General features: G+C 52.3%; 17 protein-coding genes, 1 tRNA gene and 1 riboswitch. Of the genes, 11 read left to right on the forward strand and 7 right to left on the reverse strand.

Going from position 1 to position 16133, the window contains the following annotated elements; all coding sequences use genetic code 11:
- Positions 1 to 5: 5 nt before the first annotated feature.
- Positions 6 to 218: an alkylphosphonate utilization protein gene (locus QFZ34_RS15840; protein ID WP_115051318.1), complete on the forward strand. Its 213-nt coding sequence runs from the start codon at positions 6 to 8 to the stop codon at positions 216 to 218.
- Between the two features lie 11 nt (positions 219 to 229).
- Here the strand turns inward: QFZ34_RS15840 and QFZ34_RS15845 are convergent, their stop codons facing one another.
- The 3 genes from QFZ34_RS15845 to QFZ34_RS15855 form a co-directional block, all read right to left on the reverse strand.
- Positions 230 to 526: a hypothetical protein gene (locus QFZ34_RS15845; RefSeq protein WP_307282669.1), complete on the reverse strand. Its 297-nt coding sequence runs from the start codon at positions 524 to 526 to the stop codon at positions 230 to 232.
- A gap of 14 nt (positions 527 to 540) precedes the next feature.
- Positions 541 to 933, reverse strand: a complete 393-nt coding sequence (apaG, locus tag QFZ34_RS15850) for a Co2+/Mg2+ efflux facilitator ApaG/CorD (protein WP_307282673.1) — start codon at positions 931 to 933, stop codon at positions 541 to 543.
- A gap of 220 nt (positions 934 to 1153) precedes the next feature.
- Complete coding sequence (locus QFZ34_RS15855; RefSeq protein ID WP_115051315.1) at positions 1154 to 2362, reverse strand: O-succinylhomoserine sulfhydrylase; 1209 nt, start codon at positions 2360 to 2362, stop codon at positions 1154 to 1156.
- A gap of 61 nt (positions 2363 to 2423) precedes the next feature.
- A riboswitch (SAM riboswitch) is annotated at positions 2424 to 2503 on the reverse strand.
- An 82-nt stretch (positions 2504 to 2585) separates the two neighbouring features.
- On the opposite strand from QFZ34_RS15855, the gene QFZ34_RS15860 reads away from it, so the two are divergent.
- The 5 genes from QFZ34_RS15860 (at position 2586) to QFZ34_RS15880 (ending at position 6197) form a co-directional block, all read left to right on the forward strand.
- A complete protein-coding gene (locus tag QFZ34_RS15860; RefSeq protein WP_307282677.1) occupies positions 2586 to 3677 on the forward strand; it encodes a 2'-deoxycytidine 5'-triphosphate deaminase in 1092 nt (363 codons plus the stop codon).
- A 60-nt stretch (positions 3678 to 3737) separates the two neighbouring features.
- Positions 3738 to 3811 (forward strand) — tRNA-Gly (locus QFZ34_RS15865).
- Between the two features lie 93 nt (positions 3812 to 3904).
- Entirely contained in the window at positions 3905 to 4171 is a 267-nt protein-coding gene (locus QFZ34_RS15870; RefSeq protein WP_115051313.1) for a DUF6460 domain-containing protein, read from the forward strand.
- Positions 4172 to 4257: 86 nt separating this feature from the next.
- Positions 4258 to 4752, forward strand: a complete 495-nt coding sequence (locus tag QFZ34_RS15875; RefSeq protein ID WP_307282684.1) for a CAP domain-containing protein — start codon at positions 4258 to 4260, stop codon at positions 4750 to 4752.
- Between the two features lie 89 nt (positions 4753 to 4841).
- Entirely contained in the window at positions 4842 to 6197 is a 1356-nt protein-coding gene (locus tag QFZ34_RS15880; protein ID WP_307282688.1) for an MATE family efflux transporter, read from the forward strand.
- Here QFZ34_RS15880 and QFZ34_RS15885 read toward each other — a convergent pair.
- Positions 6194 to 7291, reverse strand: a complete 1098-nt coding sequence (locus QFZ34_RS15885) for a quinone-dependent dihydroorotate dehydrogenase (protein WP_307282692.1) — start codon at positions 7289 to 7291, stop codon at positions 6194 to 6196. The genes QFZ34_RS15880 and QFZ34_RS15885 overlap by 4 nt on opposite strands.
- Positions 7288 to 7635, reverse strand: a complete 348-nt coding sequence (locus tag QFZ34_RS15890) for a DUF952 domain-containing protein (RefSeq protein WP_115051599.1) — start codon at positions 7633 to 7635, stop codon at positions 7288 to 7290. The genes QFZ34_RS15885 and QFZ34_RS15890 overlap by 4 nt, the downstream gene beginning before the upstream one ends.
- A 134-nt stretch (positions 7636 to 7769) precedes the next feature.
- Between QFZ34_RS15890 and QFZ34_RS15895 the strand changes: the two genes are divergently transcribed.
- Positions 7770 to 8210 carry a hypothetical protein gene (locus QFZ34_RS15895; protein ID WP_115051309.1) on the forward strand — a complete coding sequence of 147 codons (441 nt, stop codon included), beginning with the start codon at positions 7770 to 7772 and terminating at the stop codon, positions 8208 to 8210.
- 123 nt (positions 8211 to 8333) lie between these two features.
- Positions 8334 to 8777, forward strand: a complete 444-nt coding sequence (locus QFZ34_RS15900) for a VOC family protein (protein WP_115051308.1) — start codon at positions 8334 to 8336, stop codon at positions 8775 to 8777.
- A gap of 41 nt (positions 8778 to 8818) precedes the next feature.
- Here QFZ34_RS15900 and pip read toward each other — a convergent pair whose 3' ends face one another.
- Entirely contained in the window at positions 8819 to 9769 is a 951-nt protein-coding gene (gene pip / locus QFZ34_RS15905; RefSeq protein WP_115051307.1) for a prolyl aminopeptidase, read from the reverse strand.
- A gap of 226 nt (positions 9770 to 9995) precedes the next feature.
- Between pip and QFZ34_RS15910 the strand changes: the two genes are divergently transcribed.
- Complete coding sequence (locus tag QFZ34_RS15910; protein WP_307282701.1) at positions 9996 to 10658, forward strand: response regulator transcription factor; 663 nt, start codon at positions 9996 to 9998, stop codon at positions 10656 to 10658.
- 27 nt (positions 10659 to 10685) lie between these two features.
- Here QFZ34_RS15910 and QFZ34_RS15915 read toward each other — a convergent pair whose 3' ends face one another.
- The gene (locus QFZ34_RS15915) at positions 10686 to 14171 is read right to left on the reverse strand and encodes a PAS-domain containing protein (protein ID WP_307282704.1); all 3486 of its coding nucleotides are present in this window, start codon (positions 14169 to 14171) and stop codon (positions 10686 to 10688) included.
- 196 nt (positions 14172 to 14367) lie between these two features.
- Here QFZ34_RS15915 and mscL point away from each other — a divergent pair, with 196 nt between their 5' ends.
- The gene (gene mscL, locus QFZ34_RS15920; RefSeq protein ID WP_307282707.1) at positions 14368 to 14772 is read left to right on the forward strand and encodes a large conductance mechanosensitive channel protein MscL; all 405 of its coding nucleotides are present in this window, start codon (positions 14368 to 14370) and stop codon (positions 14770 to 14772) included.
- A 194-nt stretch (positions 14773 to 14966) separates the two neighbouring features.
- Complete coding sequence (locus tag QFZ34_RS15925; protein ID WP_307282709.1) at positions 14967 to 16133, forward strand: pyridoxal phosphate-dependent aminotransferase; 1167 nt, start codon at positions 14967 to 14969, stop codon at positions 16131 to 16133.

Consider the following 16133-nt stretch of genomic DNA (forward strand, 5'->3'; position numbering starts at 1 on the left):
GCATTATGACAATCAGGGATAGTAACGGCGCCGAACTGACCGACGGCGATTCTGTAACCTTGATCAAGGATCTCAAAGTTAAGGGTACGTCGGAAACAATCAAGCGGGGAACCTTGGTCAAGAATATCCGCTTGAATGGGCGCGACGGTGAAATTGAGTGCAATACGAAGCAGGTAAAAGGGCTCGTGTTAAAGACAGAGTTCGTCAAGAAGGCCTGACCTGTGAGAGCCTAGGCTCGAAACTCGGCCGTCATTTCATGTGCGATCGTTACCACAATCAACAGGACGATAAAGGCGCTGACGATCAGCCACAGCGGCCATGGCCGGGTTGACTTCTTGGCCAGCAGGCCAACGATCAATCCGGGCACGGCAACGAGTGCCACGAGCTGGCTGGCGGCTTCTGCATTTGTGGTAAAGCTTGGAAGCCGAAATCCGAAAAAAAGCGCGGTAAGTCCAACCAACAAGGCAATGGCGGAGCAGCTAAGCGCCTTGATGTAAGGCGATTGGGTTCGGTTGGTTTCCTGCATTATTTCTTCCATAATCAGTTTAATGTCCGCAATTGATCGGGAAGATCAAGCGAAAATGCTGGAATCTCTATGTTGAAACGATCGCAGCCATTGGTTTGCATGACATAGTGCCCAACCATGACGCCCGAAGCGGTTTTGAGCGGACAACCAGATGAATACTGAAAACTGTCTCCTGGATTGAGTACGGGCTGTTCTCCAATAACGCCAGCGCCGCTTACTTCTTCCACGCGGCCATGGGCATCGGTTATCTTCCAGTACCGGGAGCGCAATTGAACCGTACGCTCAGATTCATTGGCGATGGTTATACGATAGCCCCACACATAATGGTTAGCGGCCGGGTCGGATTGCTCCTCCAGATAAAGCGGTTCGACACTAACCTCTATGTCGCACGTGGTGGCTTTATACATTCCTGCTCTCATCGCGTGAGCCTTCTCCATCTCATCCGGAAAGCATTACGCGCAATTGAAGTATCCGCGATCAGTACAATCATCGTGATGTATGTATTTGATATCACGGCTCAAAGCCGTGACGTCAACCTTCTCAATCTAAATCATTTGTGATCGCAGCTTGGGAGCTTCAAATGAGACAAACCGCGCCGGTTTCATTCCCGGCGCGACAGCTACCCGATCAAAGAGTAGCCTTCAATGCAATGTCGAGATCTTCGATCAGGTCGTCAGCATCTTCCAGCCCGACAGACAAGCGCAATAATCCGTCGGAAATTCCGAGCTCAGCCCGCGCTTCATCGGTAAGGTTCTTATGGGTTGTCGTCGTCGGATGCGTAACGAGGCTTTTTGAATCGCCCAGATTGTTGGAAATCAGGACAATCTCAAGAGCATTCTCAAATTTGAATGCTGCCTTTTTGCCGCCCTTTACTTCAAAGGCAAGCAGGGTGGAACCGCCCTTCATCTGCCGGGAAATAATATCGGCTTGCGGATGGTCCGCACGCCCCGGATAGATGACTTTCGAGATGGCGGAATGAGTGGAAAGGAAGTCTGCGATTTTCGCAGCACTTTCAGTTTGCTGCCGAACACGAACGGATAGTGTTTCCAGACCCTTGAGCATCACCCATGAATTGAACGGGCTCAGGCCCGGACCAGTATGGCGGAAATATTCATGCAGGTTTTCGTCGATCCATGCCTTGTCCGAAAGGATCATGCCGCCGAGGCAACGGCCTTGTCCATCAATATGCTTGGTTGTTGAATAAACGACGATATGGGCGCCAAGTTCTAGCGGCTTCTGGAAGAGCGGTGTGGCAAACACATTATCGACGATCAGCTTTGCGCCAACCGAATTGGCGACGTCTGCCACCGCGCTGATATCAATGACTTCTAGCGTCGGATTTGTCGGGCTCTCCAGGAACAGGACCTTTGTATTCGGCCGAATGGCATTTTGCCAATTCTCAATTTTGGAACCGTCAATCAAGGTGAAGTCCACGCCATAGCGCGGCAACAATGTCTCGATGATATACCGACACGAGCCGAACATGGCGCGGGCGGCCAACACGTGATCACCGGCCTTGACCTGACAGATAATGGCCGCTGCGACCGCTGCCATGCCCGATGCAGTGGCGCGTGCATCCTCAGCGCCCTCGAGGGCGCACATGCGCTTTTCAAACATGTCTGTCGTCGGGTTGGCATAGCGCGAATAAATGAAACCGGGTTCTTCGCCCTTGAAACGGGCTTCCGCCGCCTCCGCATTGGGATAGACAAACCCTTGCGTCAGAAACAGGGATTCGGATGTCTCGCCAAAACCGGAGCGAAGCGTTCCGGCATGAACGAGCTGAGTGGCAGGGCGGAGCGTGCGGGCAATGTTCCCGATTTTTGTATCTTCTGGCATCGTCTTCTCAATCTGCCTGATCAGGCAATAAAAAACCGGCCTTGCGTGTCTCGCAAAAAGGCCGGAACGATACCGGGCCTCTTTTAGCAAATTATTTTACGTGGCTGCAAGCCGGCCGGCCAAATCACCACGGGATAAAACTGCTTTAATCCTCTCTGGCGCTTGCGTCAACGGGGTGAAACGCTAAAGCTTTCCTCATGTTTTACGGGGTTGAACGGCTAACATGAGCAGACACCAAGCGGGCATTCTTGCCGATAACGGTATCAGGGCATTGTATCAGGCGGGGTCGCTAAAGACTGCGCGTGATTTTGACAGCGATCAAATTCAACCGGCGAGTCTGGATTTGCGGCTTGGAACCAAAGCCTATCGGGTGCGCGCCAGTTTCATGCCGGGGCCTGGAACGGCTGTCATGTCGAAGCTGGAGCGTCTAAAGCTGCACGAGATCGACCTGAGCGAGGGCGCTGTTCTTGAAACCGGCTGTGTCTATATCGTCCCGCTTCTGGAAAGCCTCGATCTTCCGCCGGACATTTCTGCTTCAGCCAATCCGAAAAGCTCAACTGGCAGGCTCGACATTTTCACACGTGTCATAGTCGACGGTGCGCAGGAATTCGACAAGGTGCCCGCAGGGTACAAGGGGCCACTTTATCTGGAAGTCAGCCCGCGCACATTCCCTATCGTTGCAAGAGCAGGCTCCAGGCTGTCACAGATACGTTTTCGTACAGGCAGGGCGCAATTGGAAGAAGTTGAGCTGACAGCGCTCCATGCCAATGAAATATTGGTGGCTTCGGAGACGCCGAATATATCGGGCGGAGGTATAGCGCTTTCTATCGATCTGACAGGCGATGCAAACGGGCTGGTCGGTTATCGCGGCAAGCATCATACGGGCGTGGTCGATGTCGACAAGCGCGGCGCTCACGATCTGTTCGATTTTTGGGAACCAATCCATGATCGCGGTGCGCGTGAGCTCGTGCTCGATCCAGACGAGTTCTATATTCTAGTTTCCCGGGAGGCAGTGCATGTCCCCCCCCTCTATGCGGCTGAAATGACGCCCTTTGATCCTCTGGTTGGTGAGTTCCGTGTTCACTATGCAGGGTTCTTCGATCCCGGCTTTGGACATACCGCTGCCGGAGGCACAGGAAGCCGTGCTGTACTGGAAGTGCGCAGCCATGAGGTGCCGTTCATTCTTGAACATGGGCAGATCGTTGGAAGACTGATCTACGAGCATATGCTGGAACGCCCAGCCGCGCTTTACGGCACTGACCTCGGTTCAAACTATCAGGCTCAAGGCTTGAAACTCTCCAAGCATTTCAAATAGACTTACGGTGCTAAAGCCCGGCTTGACAAAGCCGGGCTCAACCGATCCTGATAAGGTAATGCGGGTGTAGCTCAATGGTAGAGCAGCAGCTTCCCAAGCTGAATACGAGGGTTCGATTCCCTTCACCCGCTCCAGATTCAAACCTTCAAGCCTGATAGCTCCGCCTTGATTGCAGTCTGCAAAGGCCATAAGAGTTATCGCGATGAAGAGCGAGCCCCGGAGTTAAAATGTCAGAACGCACAAACCGTTTCTTGGGAGATACGCCGGGAAGGGTATTGCTGAAACTGATAATTGTTTCGCTGGTTGTTGGCGTCGTCATGAGCGCCTTCAATTGGTCACCGATGGATATTGTTTACGGGGTCGAAAACTTCGTCCGGCGTATCTGGAATCTCGGATTCGGGGCGATTGAAGGTTTTGCATCCTACTTGCTGCTTGGAGCAGCGGTTGTTGTTCCATGTTTCATCATCCTGCGGATTTTGAATTACCGCCGGTAAAACAAAAATTACTTGCACAGCAGCTTTAACGTGAAGCAGCCATAATTGGGCGCTACCCGCATGCGCTCGATATTCAAGGGTTGCTCATGCCAAACACCAGTTTTCAAATTTCCCGCCGCCACTTTATCGGTCTGGCTGCCGTCGGAACCTTGCTCCCGCTGGCCGCCTGTCAGACCATCGGGCCTGCCGGAAACAGCATGGGCGCTTCGGCTTCTGCGAGCGCAAACATCAATAATATTCGTAACGGCAATGGACTTTCTGGTTTGGAGAGCGATGCCACTCTGGAGCGAGCCGCCGGGCAACAGGCAGCCTATATGGCCAAGGCCGGGCGCATGGTTCACACCACGGGCTGGGGAAAGAGTTTCGAAGCACGGGTCAAGACCAACGAAATTCATGGTGCCGCTGCAGAGAATATTGCAATGGGGCGCATGGACATCGACCGGCTTTTCGCGATGTGGATGGCGTCCCCGCCGCATCGTCGCAATATGCTGGATGCTCGTTTCAAACGCTATGGCTTGGCCTATGCCGAGGCAAAGGGTGGTAGCGGAGAGCGATACTGGGCGCTGGTTCTTGCAAGCTAAGGTAGTTGTCGCAATTACTCTGGCAAGGTTTGATGCGCGGTGGCATAGAGAAACAGCAGCTGATTCCGGTTGCAATGCCGGTGCCATAGATGATGATCGATACGCCACCTGTTCTCAGTTCAAAAACTATTCGTCCCTTTGAGGTAACGAATCGCCTCATGTTGGCCATTACCATTCCAGTAATGCTGGCATCGCTGACAACGCCATTGCTGGGGCTCGTCGATACTGCCGTGGTTGGTCAGCTTGGTGATCCGCATTTGCTGGGTGGTCTTGCCATTGGGGCGTTGGTCTTCGATTTTCTGTTTTCGACCATGAACTTCCTGCGCGCCGGGACGACCGGGCTGGTTGCGCAAGCCATGGGGCGGCACGACAATATTGAGCAACAGGCGGTCTTCTGGCGCGCTATCGGCATCGCGGTTGTTGCGGGACTCGTCTTTATAGCGGCAACGCCACTTATCCTCAGTGCTACGATCAGCTTCATGAATCCGGGTAAGGCAATCGCCGATGCCATATCGACATATGTATCGATCCGGTTGCTTTCCTCGCCCATGGCGCTTGGCAATTTTGTGGTGCTCGGCCTCCTTTTGGGGCAAGGTAAGGCGATGCAGGGTCTTTATCTTCAATTCCTGCTGAACGGCATCAATGTCGTCATGACGATCTGGCTCGGACTTGTTATGGGATGGGGCGTTGTGGGTATTGCATGGGGCACAGTGCTTGGCGAAACCGCCGCGCTTCTTGTCGGGCTCGCCCTCGTTTACAGGCAGTTTCGTGCTGTACCCAATCCATCCCGCGCGCGCATTCTGGATATGCACGAAATACGCAGGATGTTTACCGTCAATCGCGATATCATGTTGCGTTCGTTCTTCCTGTTGATCGCCTATACCTATTTCACGCGCGCAGGGACGGAAGCAGGCGCTGTAACGCTTGCGACCAATGCTGTCCTGATGAATTTCCTGCTGATCTCGGGCAATTTGATCGACGGCGTTACCACTGCCGCAGAACAGATTGCCGGGCGGGCCGTGGGTGCGCATTATCGCCCGGCATTTGACCGTGGTATCAGGCTGTCATTTTTGTGGGGGATGGTGCTGGCATCCCTCATGGCGCTGTTTTTTCTGATCTATGGCAATGCCATTGTCGCGGTGCTGATAAAATCACCCGAAGTGCAGGCTCTTGCCGCGATCTATTTGCCCTGGGCGGCCCTATCGCCGGTCGTCGGCCTGTTGGCATTCCATATGGACGGCGTGTTTATCGGCGCAACCTGGTCACGCGATATGCGCAACATGATGGTTCTGTCATTGCTGGGCTATTTTGTGGCCTACTTCATATTGCCGAAATATTTGGGCAATCACGGGCTATGGCTTGCCTTGTACCTGTTTCTCGGACTGCGTGGAATATCGCTCTTATACATCCTGCCCAACAGAGCACGCGTACAGTTTGCCGATTAGTCCGGGGTGCTTCTTGATGCCCAATCATTGACATCGCGATCGCGCAATTCTGCAATATTGGAGATAGCTTCCCTGCGCATTATTGCCGAAATTTCCTTGATGATCTGGCCAGCAAGACCCGGCCCTTGGTAGATCATACTGGTATAAAGTTGCACAAGATCAGCTCCTGCGCGAATTTTGCTAATCGCCGCTGCGGCGCTGTCTATACCGCCTACGCCTATGATGGGAAAGCGTACGCCGACCCGCTGGCGCATTTTGGCGAGTATGATCGTTGAACGCTCAAAAACAGGACGGCCTGAGAGGCCGCCGGATTGGGCAGCGTTGCCGGTATTCTTCAAGCCAGATCGAGCCAAGGTCGTATTGGAAATGATAAGCCCATCGAGCGGATGCAAGGCAATTTCCGCCGCGATGTCATCAAGGCTTGCATCGGGCAAATCCGGTGCAATCTTGAGAAAAACCGGTCGTTTGACTCCAGAGCGCGCAGCGAGATCGTCACGCGTTTCCAGAACTTTGCCAAGCAACTCTTTCAGGCTGTCTCGAGTTTGCAAATCCCGCAAGCCGGGCGTGTTTGGTGATGAAATATTGACGGTGAAATAGCTTGCAAGATCATGGAACTTGCGAATTCCCGCCACATAATCGGCGATCCGATCAGAGGAATCTTTATTCGCGCCAATGTTGACGCCGACAATACCGCCGCGCCCGCGTCGCTCACTCAGACGTTTAAATGCAGCATCGTGCCCGCCATTGTTGAAACCAAGGCGATTGATCACTGCCTCGTCCTCGACAAGACGGAAAATACGTGGCTTTGGGTTGCCCGCCTGGGGCAGCGGCGTCAACGTGCCGACTTCAGCAAATCCAAATCCGAGCTTGAGCAAGGCATCGGGAATTTCAGCGTTCTTGTCATAGCCAGCCGCCATGCCAAGCGGGTTGGGAAAGTCGAGGCCTGCTACGTTGACACGCAATGCCGGGTCGCTGATCGGGGCACAGGCTGGGACAAGGCCAGTCTTGAGCGCCTTGATCGAAAGGCCGTGAGCGTCTTCCGGATCGAATTTGAAGAGCAGATTGCGACCGATTGATTGAAACAGGCCGCTCATGCCGTTAGCTCCGGAAATATGTGTTTGCCATCACTGCCGAGAGGCAGCGGCTTTACCCATTCAACAGCATCGAGCGGCAATAGTGCATAAAGATGGGGGAAGAGGGCGCCGCCCCGCGATACTTCGAATTTGAGCGCCTGACCAAGTCTGTCGGCACGCACAGCGACCAGAAGCAGATTATCTTGTCCGGCAAAATGCTTGTCGGCCGTTTCCCGAACCTGCTCTGCTGTCGAAAAATGGATATAGCCATCGGCATGGTCGATAGGCGCGCCATCGAATACACCCTTACTTTCGGCCACCTGCCAAAGCGCACGCGGTGTCAGCTTATAAATCATTTGTGTCATTACAGATTTACTAGACGCAAAACCGCCATGCGCAAAGCGTAGACTGCACTCGATAACAGAAATATCGGTCGTTTTCGGATTTTTGGCGTATTGTTTGATCATGATGGATCGTCTGCAAAGGCTGGAGGAACTCAATGTCACGCACACTCGCACCATTCGCCTTTCTTGCTGCTGCATCGCTATTTGCAGGATCAGCAACGGCACAAGAAACAACAAGTTACTCGCTGGAGAAAACCGCAGACGGTTATGTCCGGATGAATAATAAAACTGGTGAAATGTCGATCTGTCATGAAAAGCTTGGCCAACTGGTCTGCAAAGTTGCAGCGGAAGAACGCACGCTTTACGAAGAAGACATTGCCGATCTGAAGGCTCGTGTTGCCAAGCTGGAAGATACGGTGGCCGGAATCGGCAAGCTGCCGCCGGTGGTCCGCGATAATCTTCCTTCAGATGAGGATTTTGAAAAAGGCCTGAGCTACATGGAAAAGTTCATGCGGCGCTTCATGGGATTGGCCAAGGAACTCGATGGCGAAAACAAGGATGCGCCGTCAAATCCGGCTGTTCCGCAAAAAACCTGAAATGCCTTGATTTTTGACAGTAAGTTGGCAGTAGGCACTGTGCATTGAATCGCATTTGTTCTTGATTTGTTCTGCAACTTCGTGCACCTTTATCGCTTGGAATTCTTCTCTGGGAGCGATGAAATGTTTGCCGTACCAACATTGATTGGAGAGGTTTCGATCAGGCTTTTTGTGCGACATGGTGATCAGCAGGATGCCCTCGATTTTTATGAGAATGTATTCGGGGCAAAACTGGCGGGTCGTCCTTATTTGCATGACGGTGTTTTGATTGCCGCCGAAATACGCATGGGTGAATCGGTAATTATGATTGTGGGAGCCAACCCGAAACGTGATGCTGATGCCTCGCTGGGTGGTCCTCGCTCTGCCCATGCTATTGGCGCAACACCCGTTATGCTGGATATTCATGTGGATGATGCGGATCGCGTGATGCATCATGCAATCTCGGAAGGTGGAACGGCACGCAACGAAGTGGAGACGCTTGAGAGCGGCGATCGCGCTGGCGTGCTGGTCGACCCGTTCGGCCATATTTGGGTCATCAAGTCACGCCGCAAGCATCTGGCAGCGTGACTGGTCAGAAAAATGGATGCCGGCCTTTTATACTGCCGACATCAGGTGGCAAAGCGTTTCGTCGCCGCCACAAGCTCATGCACTATCCCGGGTTCGCTTACCGCATGTCCCGCATCTTCCACGATACGCAAGTCGGCTTCCGGCCACACCTTCTTTAAATGCCATGCGTTCAGAAGGGGAGTGCACATGTCGTAACGGCCATGCACGATGATCCCTGGAATATCGCGGATCAGATGTGCATTGCGCAGCAAATGATCATCCGTATCGAAAAAGCCCTTGTTCTGGAAGTAATGGCATTCGATACGCGCAAAAGCGATGGCGAAATGGTCGGAGGCGAAGGCATCCGCTCTGGCGGGATCAGGTAGCAAGGAGAGGGCTGAACCTTCCCAGCGCGCCCACAGCTTGGCCGCTGCCAGACGCACAGCTTCATCAGGATCGGTCAGGCGCTTGTAATAGGCCGCGATCATATCGCCGCGCTCTTCTTCAGGAATATGCTCCTGATAGGCTTCGAAGCGATCCGGGTATATAATGCTGGCACCGTTTGAATAGAACCAATCAATCTCGAAGCGGCGAATAAGGAATATGCCGCGCAAGATAAGTTCGGTTACTTTTTCAGGATGGGTTTGCGCATAGGCCAGCGCAAGCGTTGATCCCCATGATCCGCCGAATACTTGCCATTTCTCCACGCCAAGATGCGCACGAATACGCTCCATGTCGGCGACCAGATCCCATGTCGTATTCTCATTCAATTCGGCATAGGGCGTTGATTTTCCGCAACCACGCTGATCAAACAGAATAATACGATAAAGTTCCGGGTCGTGCAGCCGACGCATGGTGGGGTTTATCCCACCACCCGGACCGCCGTGAATCATGATGACAGGTTTGCCATCAGGATTACCGCACTCTTCCACGTGGATTGTGTGCAATTCGGAAACTTCCAACATTTCTTCCGAATAAGGCTGCGCCTCAGGGTAGAGAGTATGTGTGATCATCCAGTTCTACTTTCAAACTTTTCCCCACAAGCGATAATCGCTTGGGAATAAGATTTTAACAAGGCATTTCATTTCTCTGACCCTAATAGGTTTGAGTAGGGCGCAGTAAAATTGCGACCTGTAAAAATCTAGTTGATATATCAGATGAATTGGATTTAGTCGTTTGAATTAGATATTTCGCATTAATAACTGCAGTTATTTTCAATACCAAGGGATCGTTTGGACTATGAAATATACAATTGTCATTGTGGATGACCATCCCTTGTTTAGAGGCGCTTTAAAATTAGCGCTTTCCTCTTCAAACGAACATGTAGAAATTATTGAAGTTGGCGATCTTGATGGTGCCAAGCGTCTTATTGAGTCATCGGCCGAGATTGATCTTGTATTACTGGATCTCTCATTGAACGGCATTGGTGGGATGACCGGTCTTATCACCTTGCGGGCGCTGCAGCCACTTGTTCCGATAGCTATCGTATCAGCCACGGATGATCCGGTAACCATACGGGCTGCGCTCGGACTGGGCGCTTCCGGATTCATTTCCAAATCCTCCACACCAGATGTGATTAATGCAGCCGTGCAAACCATTCTTGACGGGGGTATCTGGTCCCCATTGGATGGAAGCGAAGAAGGTGAATTGGACGCCGATTTAGCCGATCTGATCCGGTGTATCCGCAAGTTGACGCCGCAGCAGGCGCGCGTGCTCGATATGATGGCGGATGGAATGCTGAACAAGCAGATCGCCCATGACCTGAATGTGTCAGAAGCCACGATCAAGGCCCACGTTTCTGCGGTGCTTTACAAACTGGGCGTGGAAAGTCGCACCCAAGCCGTTATCAGGCTGGCCCGGTTCAGGGACGAAATGCAACCGGTGGAACTGCCACAGGTCTAGAGTAAAATTTGGCCTAACCTTCGAGAATCACTCGGCTGCGATACTTTGCCGGAAATGTGAGAGCAGCGCGCGCAATATGGCTGGCCGCACTGGCTTGTTGATCAGCGATACACCCAATGCGGCTGTCCGGCGCTGGACCTCTTCAGATCTGTCGGCTGTAATCAACGCCGCATCAATATCATTGCCATAATAGTCCCTTGCCGATTGAATGACGTCGAGTCCGTTCTCGTCCTCGAGATTATAGTCAGCCAGAATAGCATCAGGCGGGGACTTGTTTTTAGAACAATACTCCAGGACTGCTTTGCCCGTTCGAAATGCCACTATGCTGCAACCCCAGGCATTCAACAGTTCTTGCAGACCAGCCAGCGAATCCGCATTATCGTCAATGCAGACTATGCGCATTCCTGTCAGCGAACTCGCTGGACGCAGTGTGGACGCGGTTTCACTGGAGGATAAGGCAAGTTTATCGGAAAGCGGCATCGTGACTGAAAATATCGAGCCCTTGCCGACAACCGACTGTACGTTGATACCCAAGTCAAGGATTTTGCCAATCCGTTCCACGATAGACAGACCAAGGCCAAGTCCATCAGATTCTTTCATGCCTTCTGATAACCGGGCAAACTCATGGAAAATATAATCGAGTTTTGACTGGGCAATACCTATGCCTGTGTCACAGACACTCAGCTGTGCAGATTGGCCGCGTTTACGCATGCCCACCAATATTTTGCCGCTTCGGCTGTATTTAATCGCATTGGAAATCAGGTTTTGGATCAGACGTCGCAGCAAGTTGCGATCCGTCGTTACGATAGCAGAGGTTTGCACGAGGCGAAGATCCAGCCCTTTTTCGCGCGCTGCGGGAGCAAAGTCCCTGACTATCTGCTGCAGGAGCGGATCAAGGCGAAATACAGACATGACCGGTTTCAATGCGCCTGTATCCAGCCGGGAAATATCGAGGAGTGCACTGATAATGGACTCGACAGCTTCAAGCGATGAGTCGACATTTTGTACAAGCTCTCGCTCACGCAAATCGCCCAAGCGTTCGATCAATGCCGATGAGTAAAGGCGCGCGGCATTTAACGGTTGAAGAATATCGTGGCCGGCATCTGCCAGGAAACGGGTTTTCTCGATATTGGCCTCTTCCGCACGCTTTTGGGCCTTCGCCAATTGCTGATTGGCCAATGTCAGTTCGCTTGTCCGATCGCGCACACGCTGTTCGAGAGACTCGTTTATTTGCCGCAGCAATTCATCAGCATTGATGGTGTCACTGATATCAGTGAAGGTAGCAACCAATCCGCCGTCAGGCATGGCGTTGGAGCGAATTTCGATGGTTTTTCCACTCATTCGAAGCTTCACGCGCAGGGGTTCTTTGGCATTGATGAATGCGTCCATATTGAGCGGCTGTTGCACGTTCAAACTATCCCCATTGCGAAATAATGCGGTCAGAATCCGGTCGAGCGGTGTCCCCATCCGCTGTTGTTCACTGAGCAAATCCAAAGTGAGTTGAAACTGCAAATTCCAGCAGCTCAAGCGATATTGACTGTCGAAGACGCCAATTCCCTGATCCATCTGGTCCAAAGCGGTCTGGAGAAGCTGGCGGTTCTGCGAGAAGGCATCGGTAGCGTGATCCAGCAGAATTTGCGCCTGCCGTTGCGCTGTGCTGGCCGGTCCCATCGCCAGCGACAAGATCAGTCGGGCTGATGGTGGCCCAACGATGCCGGACAAAAACTGTTCGGCAAAATGTATGGTGTTAAAGTCCGCCGGTTCATCATCGCCCAGCGTGATGTTCGACTGTTTGTAGAAATTGTTGAAAGCAAATTCCGTCTGCGCGCTGCCAATATATTTTGCCAGCGTAGCCTTCAATTGCCTGACCGTGAGGTTCGATTCCACACTATTGAGTGGGTTTTTTGAATGAACCTTATCTGCAATGAATATCGATGCCTGGATGCGTTCGCTTGGAGTAGCGGTTCTGGAAACCGATCCGATGATGAAGAGCGCAACATTCACCACCAGCGTCCAGAAGAGACTATTGACCAGTTCGGATGTCTCGAAGCCAAACAAGGCCTGTGGTCGTAGCGTTACAATGCCGAATGGGCCATTGGTGAGAAGACTGGAATCCATCGGCACGAGACTTGGCAGGGCCATCGTGTAGAACCAGATGGAAATGCCTCCGAATATGCCAAGAAAAACGCCGCGCGCATTGGCACGGCTCCACAGCATTCCGCCCAAAAAGGCAGGAGCAAGCTGGATCATGGCCGTGGCGGAGATCAGTATCAGTGATGCAAAGCTCACATGCACCGAAAGGACAAATTGATAGCCGAATGCGGCCAGAAGAATCGCGAAAACAACGACGCGGCGGAGCCTAAGAATGATTTTTGAATAATCCTTGGCTGCATTTGTGCCCACCGATGTCCGTTTCAGAAAAAGCGGCAAAAGCAGGTCATTTGAAATCATGACGGACAATAATATCGATGGAAACAGCATCATTGTCGCGGCTGCTGCCAACCCGCCCGCAACCCCGATTATTGCCAGCCAGAATTGTCCTGCGGCCACAGGCAGCGCCAGGAAATAGAAGTCGACGGAAGCATTGGCCGGAAGAACGATCGAGCCAACAGTCGCTATGAGAAAGATGAAAACTCCAAGGACCAGCATGGTTGCCGAAATGAACCAGCGGGCCGTGCGCAGCTCGCTATCATTCCTGTTTTGAACGATGATGAGATGAAATTGACTTGGGAGAAGAAATACCGAAGACACTCCGAATATAACAAGACTGATGAAGTCCCCAACGGAAAATTCATGCTTGAGAGCGGTTATGTGGCTTGGATTGGTCGAAATCATAGCAAGAATTTCTGACGGCGAGCCGAAGAGCCAAGTGGCAGTGGCTATTCCAATGGATAAAATCGCCGCATATTTGATCACAGTGTCCAAGGCCAAGCTATGAACGATTCCATTGTAGCGCTCTGCTGAAGGATTGGACCGGCCGCTGTAAAAGACAATGAACACGGCGATCAGTGCGATAAACAAAAATGGAACGACAAGGTGGTCGGTGTGGTCATGGCCGGTTTGCGGCGTATAAGCGCCTGCCAGCACGTCGAAGAGGTAGTGAATCGAACTCATCAACAGGGCGAAATAGGGGATTAAACCCACGGTCGTGATGGACGTTACGACGGCGGCCACCAGGAAGCTTTTACCGTATCGCGCACCAATCATGTCGGAAATCGAAGTGATACCTTCTGCCCGCGCCAACTGTCGCAATTTGAGCAGGAAGGGGAAGCCGACAGTAAAGATCAGTAGAATTCCCACATACAGACCAACAAATTCTATGCCATGCAGTACAGCGTAGCCCGTCGACCCGTAATAGAGCCAACTACTGCCACTCGCGGCAATTGCGAGTGAATATAGCAATGGGCGTGATCGGTTTATTGTGGCTTCGCTCTGATGATCCGTAATGTAGATCGTACAGAATTGTATCGAGAAGTAGAGAATCGCGACGATTATCGCGGTCCAGCTTGCCATTCGCTATGTCCCCGTATTGGGCCGAAAACGTTGAGTGATTTACGCTGGAGCAAGCAAGTCAGCCGGCAAATCAGCTGTAGAAACATTCAACCGGTCTATTAATTAATACGCAAATTCTGTTAGTGTGGCGCTTGTAATAAAGACTATCTGGGGCGGATGATTCGCTTTATCACACAATACTGGAGAGTGGTATATCATGCTAAAGGAATTCAAAGAATTTGCCTTGAAAGGTAACATGGTTGATCTTGCAATCGGTGTGATCATCGGTGGCGCTTTTGGCAAGCTGGTAGAATCCATAGTAGCTGATCTGTTGATGCCAATTATCGGCCTCTTGACCGATGGCACGGATTTTTCAAATCTTTACATACAATTGTCGGGTGCTCCGGCCCCAACCCTTGCAGCTGCGCGCGAAGCCGGTGCAACCATTGCTTACGGCAATTTCATCACTCTCCTGATCAACTTCCTGATCATCGCCTGGGTGTTGTTCATGGTGGTTAAAGCCATGAACAGATTCAAGAAAAAGGAAGTGGCGGCCGATCCCGCTCCAGCCAGAGAAGAAGTTCTACTTACGGAAATTCGCGATCTGCTTGCGAAGAAATAAGTTTTCCCCAAACCCCAGCCAGCAAGCTGGGGTTTTTCTTTTGTCATCTTCTGTCAGCAGCACATCATTTCGGCTGATGGAAACATCACAAATATCCGCGTGATAAAAGACCTGCGTTGCGTTAGGCCTTCTGCTCAATGGGTCTCTACGGAATGATCCTTGGGGACCTGCAACAATATTGAGTGGGAAGCGCCATGAGTTTAATTCAACATCTCCGGCACGAAGCGGCAGTGGCACCGGAAAGCGGCATCGTCGCGGTTATGAACCACGGCAGAAAGCAGGAAGGAGTTATTCCTCTCTGGGCCGGTGAGGGCGATCTTCCAACCCCGGAATTCATACGGGCCGCAGCGGGCGAAGGTCTTGACAATGGCGAGACATTTTACACTTGGCAACGCGGCATTCCCGAGTTGAGGCAGGCTCTATCCGACTATTATAAGCGTCATTTCTCTGTCGATCTTCCTGTCGAGCATTTCTATGTGACCGGCTCAGGCATGCAGTCCATTCAACTCGCCGTGCAAGCCACCGCCGGGACGGGCGATGAAGTTATTTATCTTTCTCCCGCATGGCCAAATTTTGCTGCCGCCGCAGCCATTGGCGGAGCAACGCCCGTTGCGGTGACGCAGGATTTTACCGGCAATGGCTGGACCTTCGATCCGCAAAAGATTCGCGATGCAATCACGCCAAAAACCAAAGCTTTGTTTATCAACACGCCATCCAACCCATCCGGCTGGACTGCGGATGTGGAGACATTGCGGGAGATGCTGGCAATAGCGCGCCAGCACGGCCTATGGATAATTGCCGATGAGATTTATGCGCATTTTTACTATGGCGCGCGCAGGGCTCCGTCATTCCTTGATGTCATGGATCCGGAAGATCGCATCATCTTCGTCAATAGTTTTTCGAAGAACTGGGCCATGACTGGATGGCGGGTGGGGTGGCTCGTTGCCCATCCTTCGCTCGGCCAGACCATTGAAAACCTGATTCAGTATTCCACGTCAGGTGTTGCGCAATTCATGCAGCGTGGGGCCGTAGTCGCGCTGAATCAGGGTGATGATTTCATCCGTTCGCAGGTAGAACGCGCCCACAAGGCTCGCGATATCCTGTGTGCCCGCCTGGCTGCTACGGGACGTGTGCACCTATCGCCACCTGCCGGCGCATTTTATCTCATGTTCGGAATTGAAGGCATCAGTGATTCTTATCGGGCTGCCTTCGATATTGTCGACCAGGCGAAGGTTGGCCTCGCGCCCGGAACAGCTTTTGGCGATGGAGGAGGGGCCTTTTTGAGGCTTTGCTTCGCCCGTAGGCTCGATGAGATTGAGACCGCTGCCGATCGACTGGCCGAATGGATCAGGTCCCGGTAG

This window comes from Phyllobacterium ifriqiyense (assembly GCF_030817885.1).
Taxonomy (GTDB): domain Bacteria; phylum Pseudomonadota; class Alphaproteobacteria; order Rhizobiales; family Rhizobiaceae; genus Phyllobacterium; species Phyllobacterium ifriqiyense.

What these genes read in the sequence shown, in the direction of transcription:
- QFZ34_RS15840 (WP_115051318.1), top strand. Translation starts at nt 6, where the DNA reads ATGACAATCAGGGATAGTAACGGCGCCGAACTGACCGACGGCGATTCT.
- QFZ34_RS15845 (WP_307282669.1), bottom strand. Translation starts at nt 526, where the DNA reads ATGCAGGAAACCAACCGAACCCAATCGCCTTACATCAAGGCGCTTAGC.
- apaG (WP_307282673.1), bottom strand. Translation starts at nt 933, where the DNA reads ATGTATAAAGCCACCACGTGCGACATAGAGGTTAGTGTCGAACCGCTT.
- QFZ34_RS15855 (WP_115051315.1), bottom strand. Translation starts at nt 2,362, where the DNA reads ATGCCAGAAGATACAAAAATCGGGAACATTGCCCGCACGCTCCGCCCT.
- QFZ34_RS15860 (WP_307282677.1), top strand. Translation starts at nt 2,586, where the DNA reads ATGAGCAGACACCAAGCGGGCATTCTTGCCGATAACGGTATCAGGGCA.
- QFZ34_RS15870 (WP_115051313.1), top strand. Translation starts at nt 3,905, where the DNA reads ATGTCAGAACGCACAAACCGTTTCTTGGGAGATACGCCGGGAAGGGTA.
- QFZ34_RS15875 (WP_307282684.1), top strand. Translation starts at nt 4,258, where the DNA reads ATGCCAAACACCAGTTTTCAAATTTCCCGCCGCCACTTTATCGGTCTG.
- QFZ34_RS15880 (WP_307282688.1), top strand. Translation starts at nt 4,842, where the DNA reads ATGATGATCGATACGCCACCTGTTCTCAGTTCAAAAACTATTCGTCCC.
- QFZ34_RS15885 (WP_307282692.1), bottom strand. Translation starts at nt 7,291, where the DNA reads ATGAGCGGCCTGTTTCAATCAATCGGTCGCAATCTGCTCTTCAAATTC.
- QFZ34_RS15890 (WP_115051599.1), bottom strand. Translation starts at nt 7,635, where the DNA reads ATGACACAAATGATTTATAAGCTGACACCGCGTGCGCTTTGGCAGGTG.
- QFZ34_RS15895 (WP_115051309.1), top strand. Translation starts at nt 7,770, where the DNA reads ATGTCACGCACACTCGCACCATTCGCCTTTCTTGCTGCTGCATCGCTA.
- QFZ34_RS15900 (WP_115051308.1), top strand. Translation starts at nt 8,334, where the DNA reads ATGTTTGCCGTACCAACATTGATTGGAGAGGTTTCGATCAGGCTTTTT.
- pip (WP_115051307.1), bottom strand. Translation starts at nt 9,769, where the DNA reads ATGATCACACATACTCTCTACCCTGAGGCGCAGCCTTATTCGGAAGAA.
- QFZ34_RS15910 (WP_307282701.1), top strand. Translation starts at nt 9,996, where the DNA reads ATGAAATATACAATTGTCATTGTGGATGACCATCCCTTGTTTAGAGGC.
- QFZ34_RS15915 (WP_307282704.1), bottom strand. Translation starts at nt 14,171, where the DNA reads ATGGCAAGCTGGACCGCGATAATCGTCGCGATTCTCTACTTCTCGATA.
- mscL (WP_307282707.1), top strand. Translation starts at nt 14,368, where the DNA reads ATGCTAAAGGAATTCAAAGAATTTGCCTTGAAAGGTAACATGGTTGAT.
- QFZ34_RS15925 (WP_307282709.1), top strand. Translation starts at nt 14,967, where the DNA reads ATGAGTTTAATTCAACATCTCCGGCACGAAGCGGCAGTGGCACCGGAA.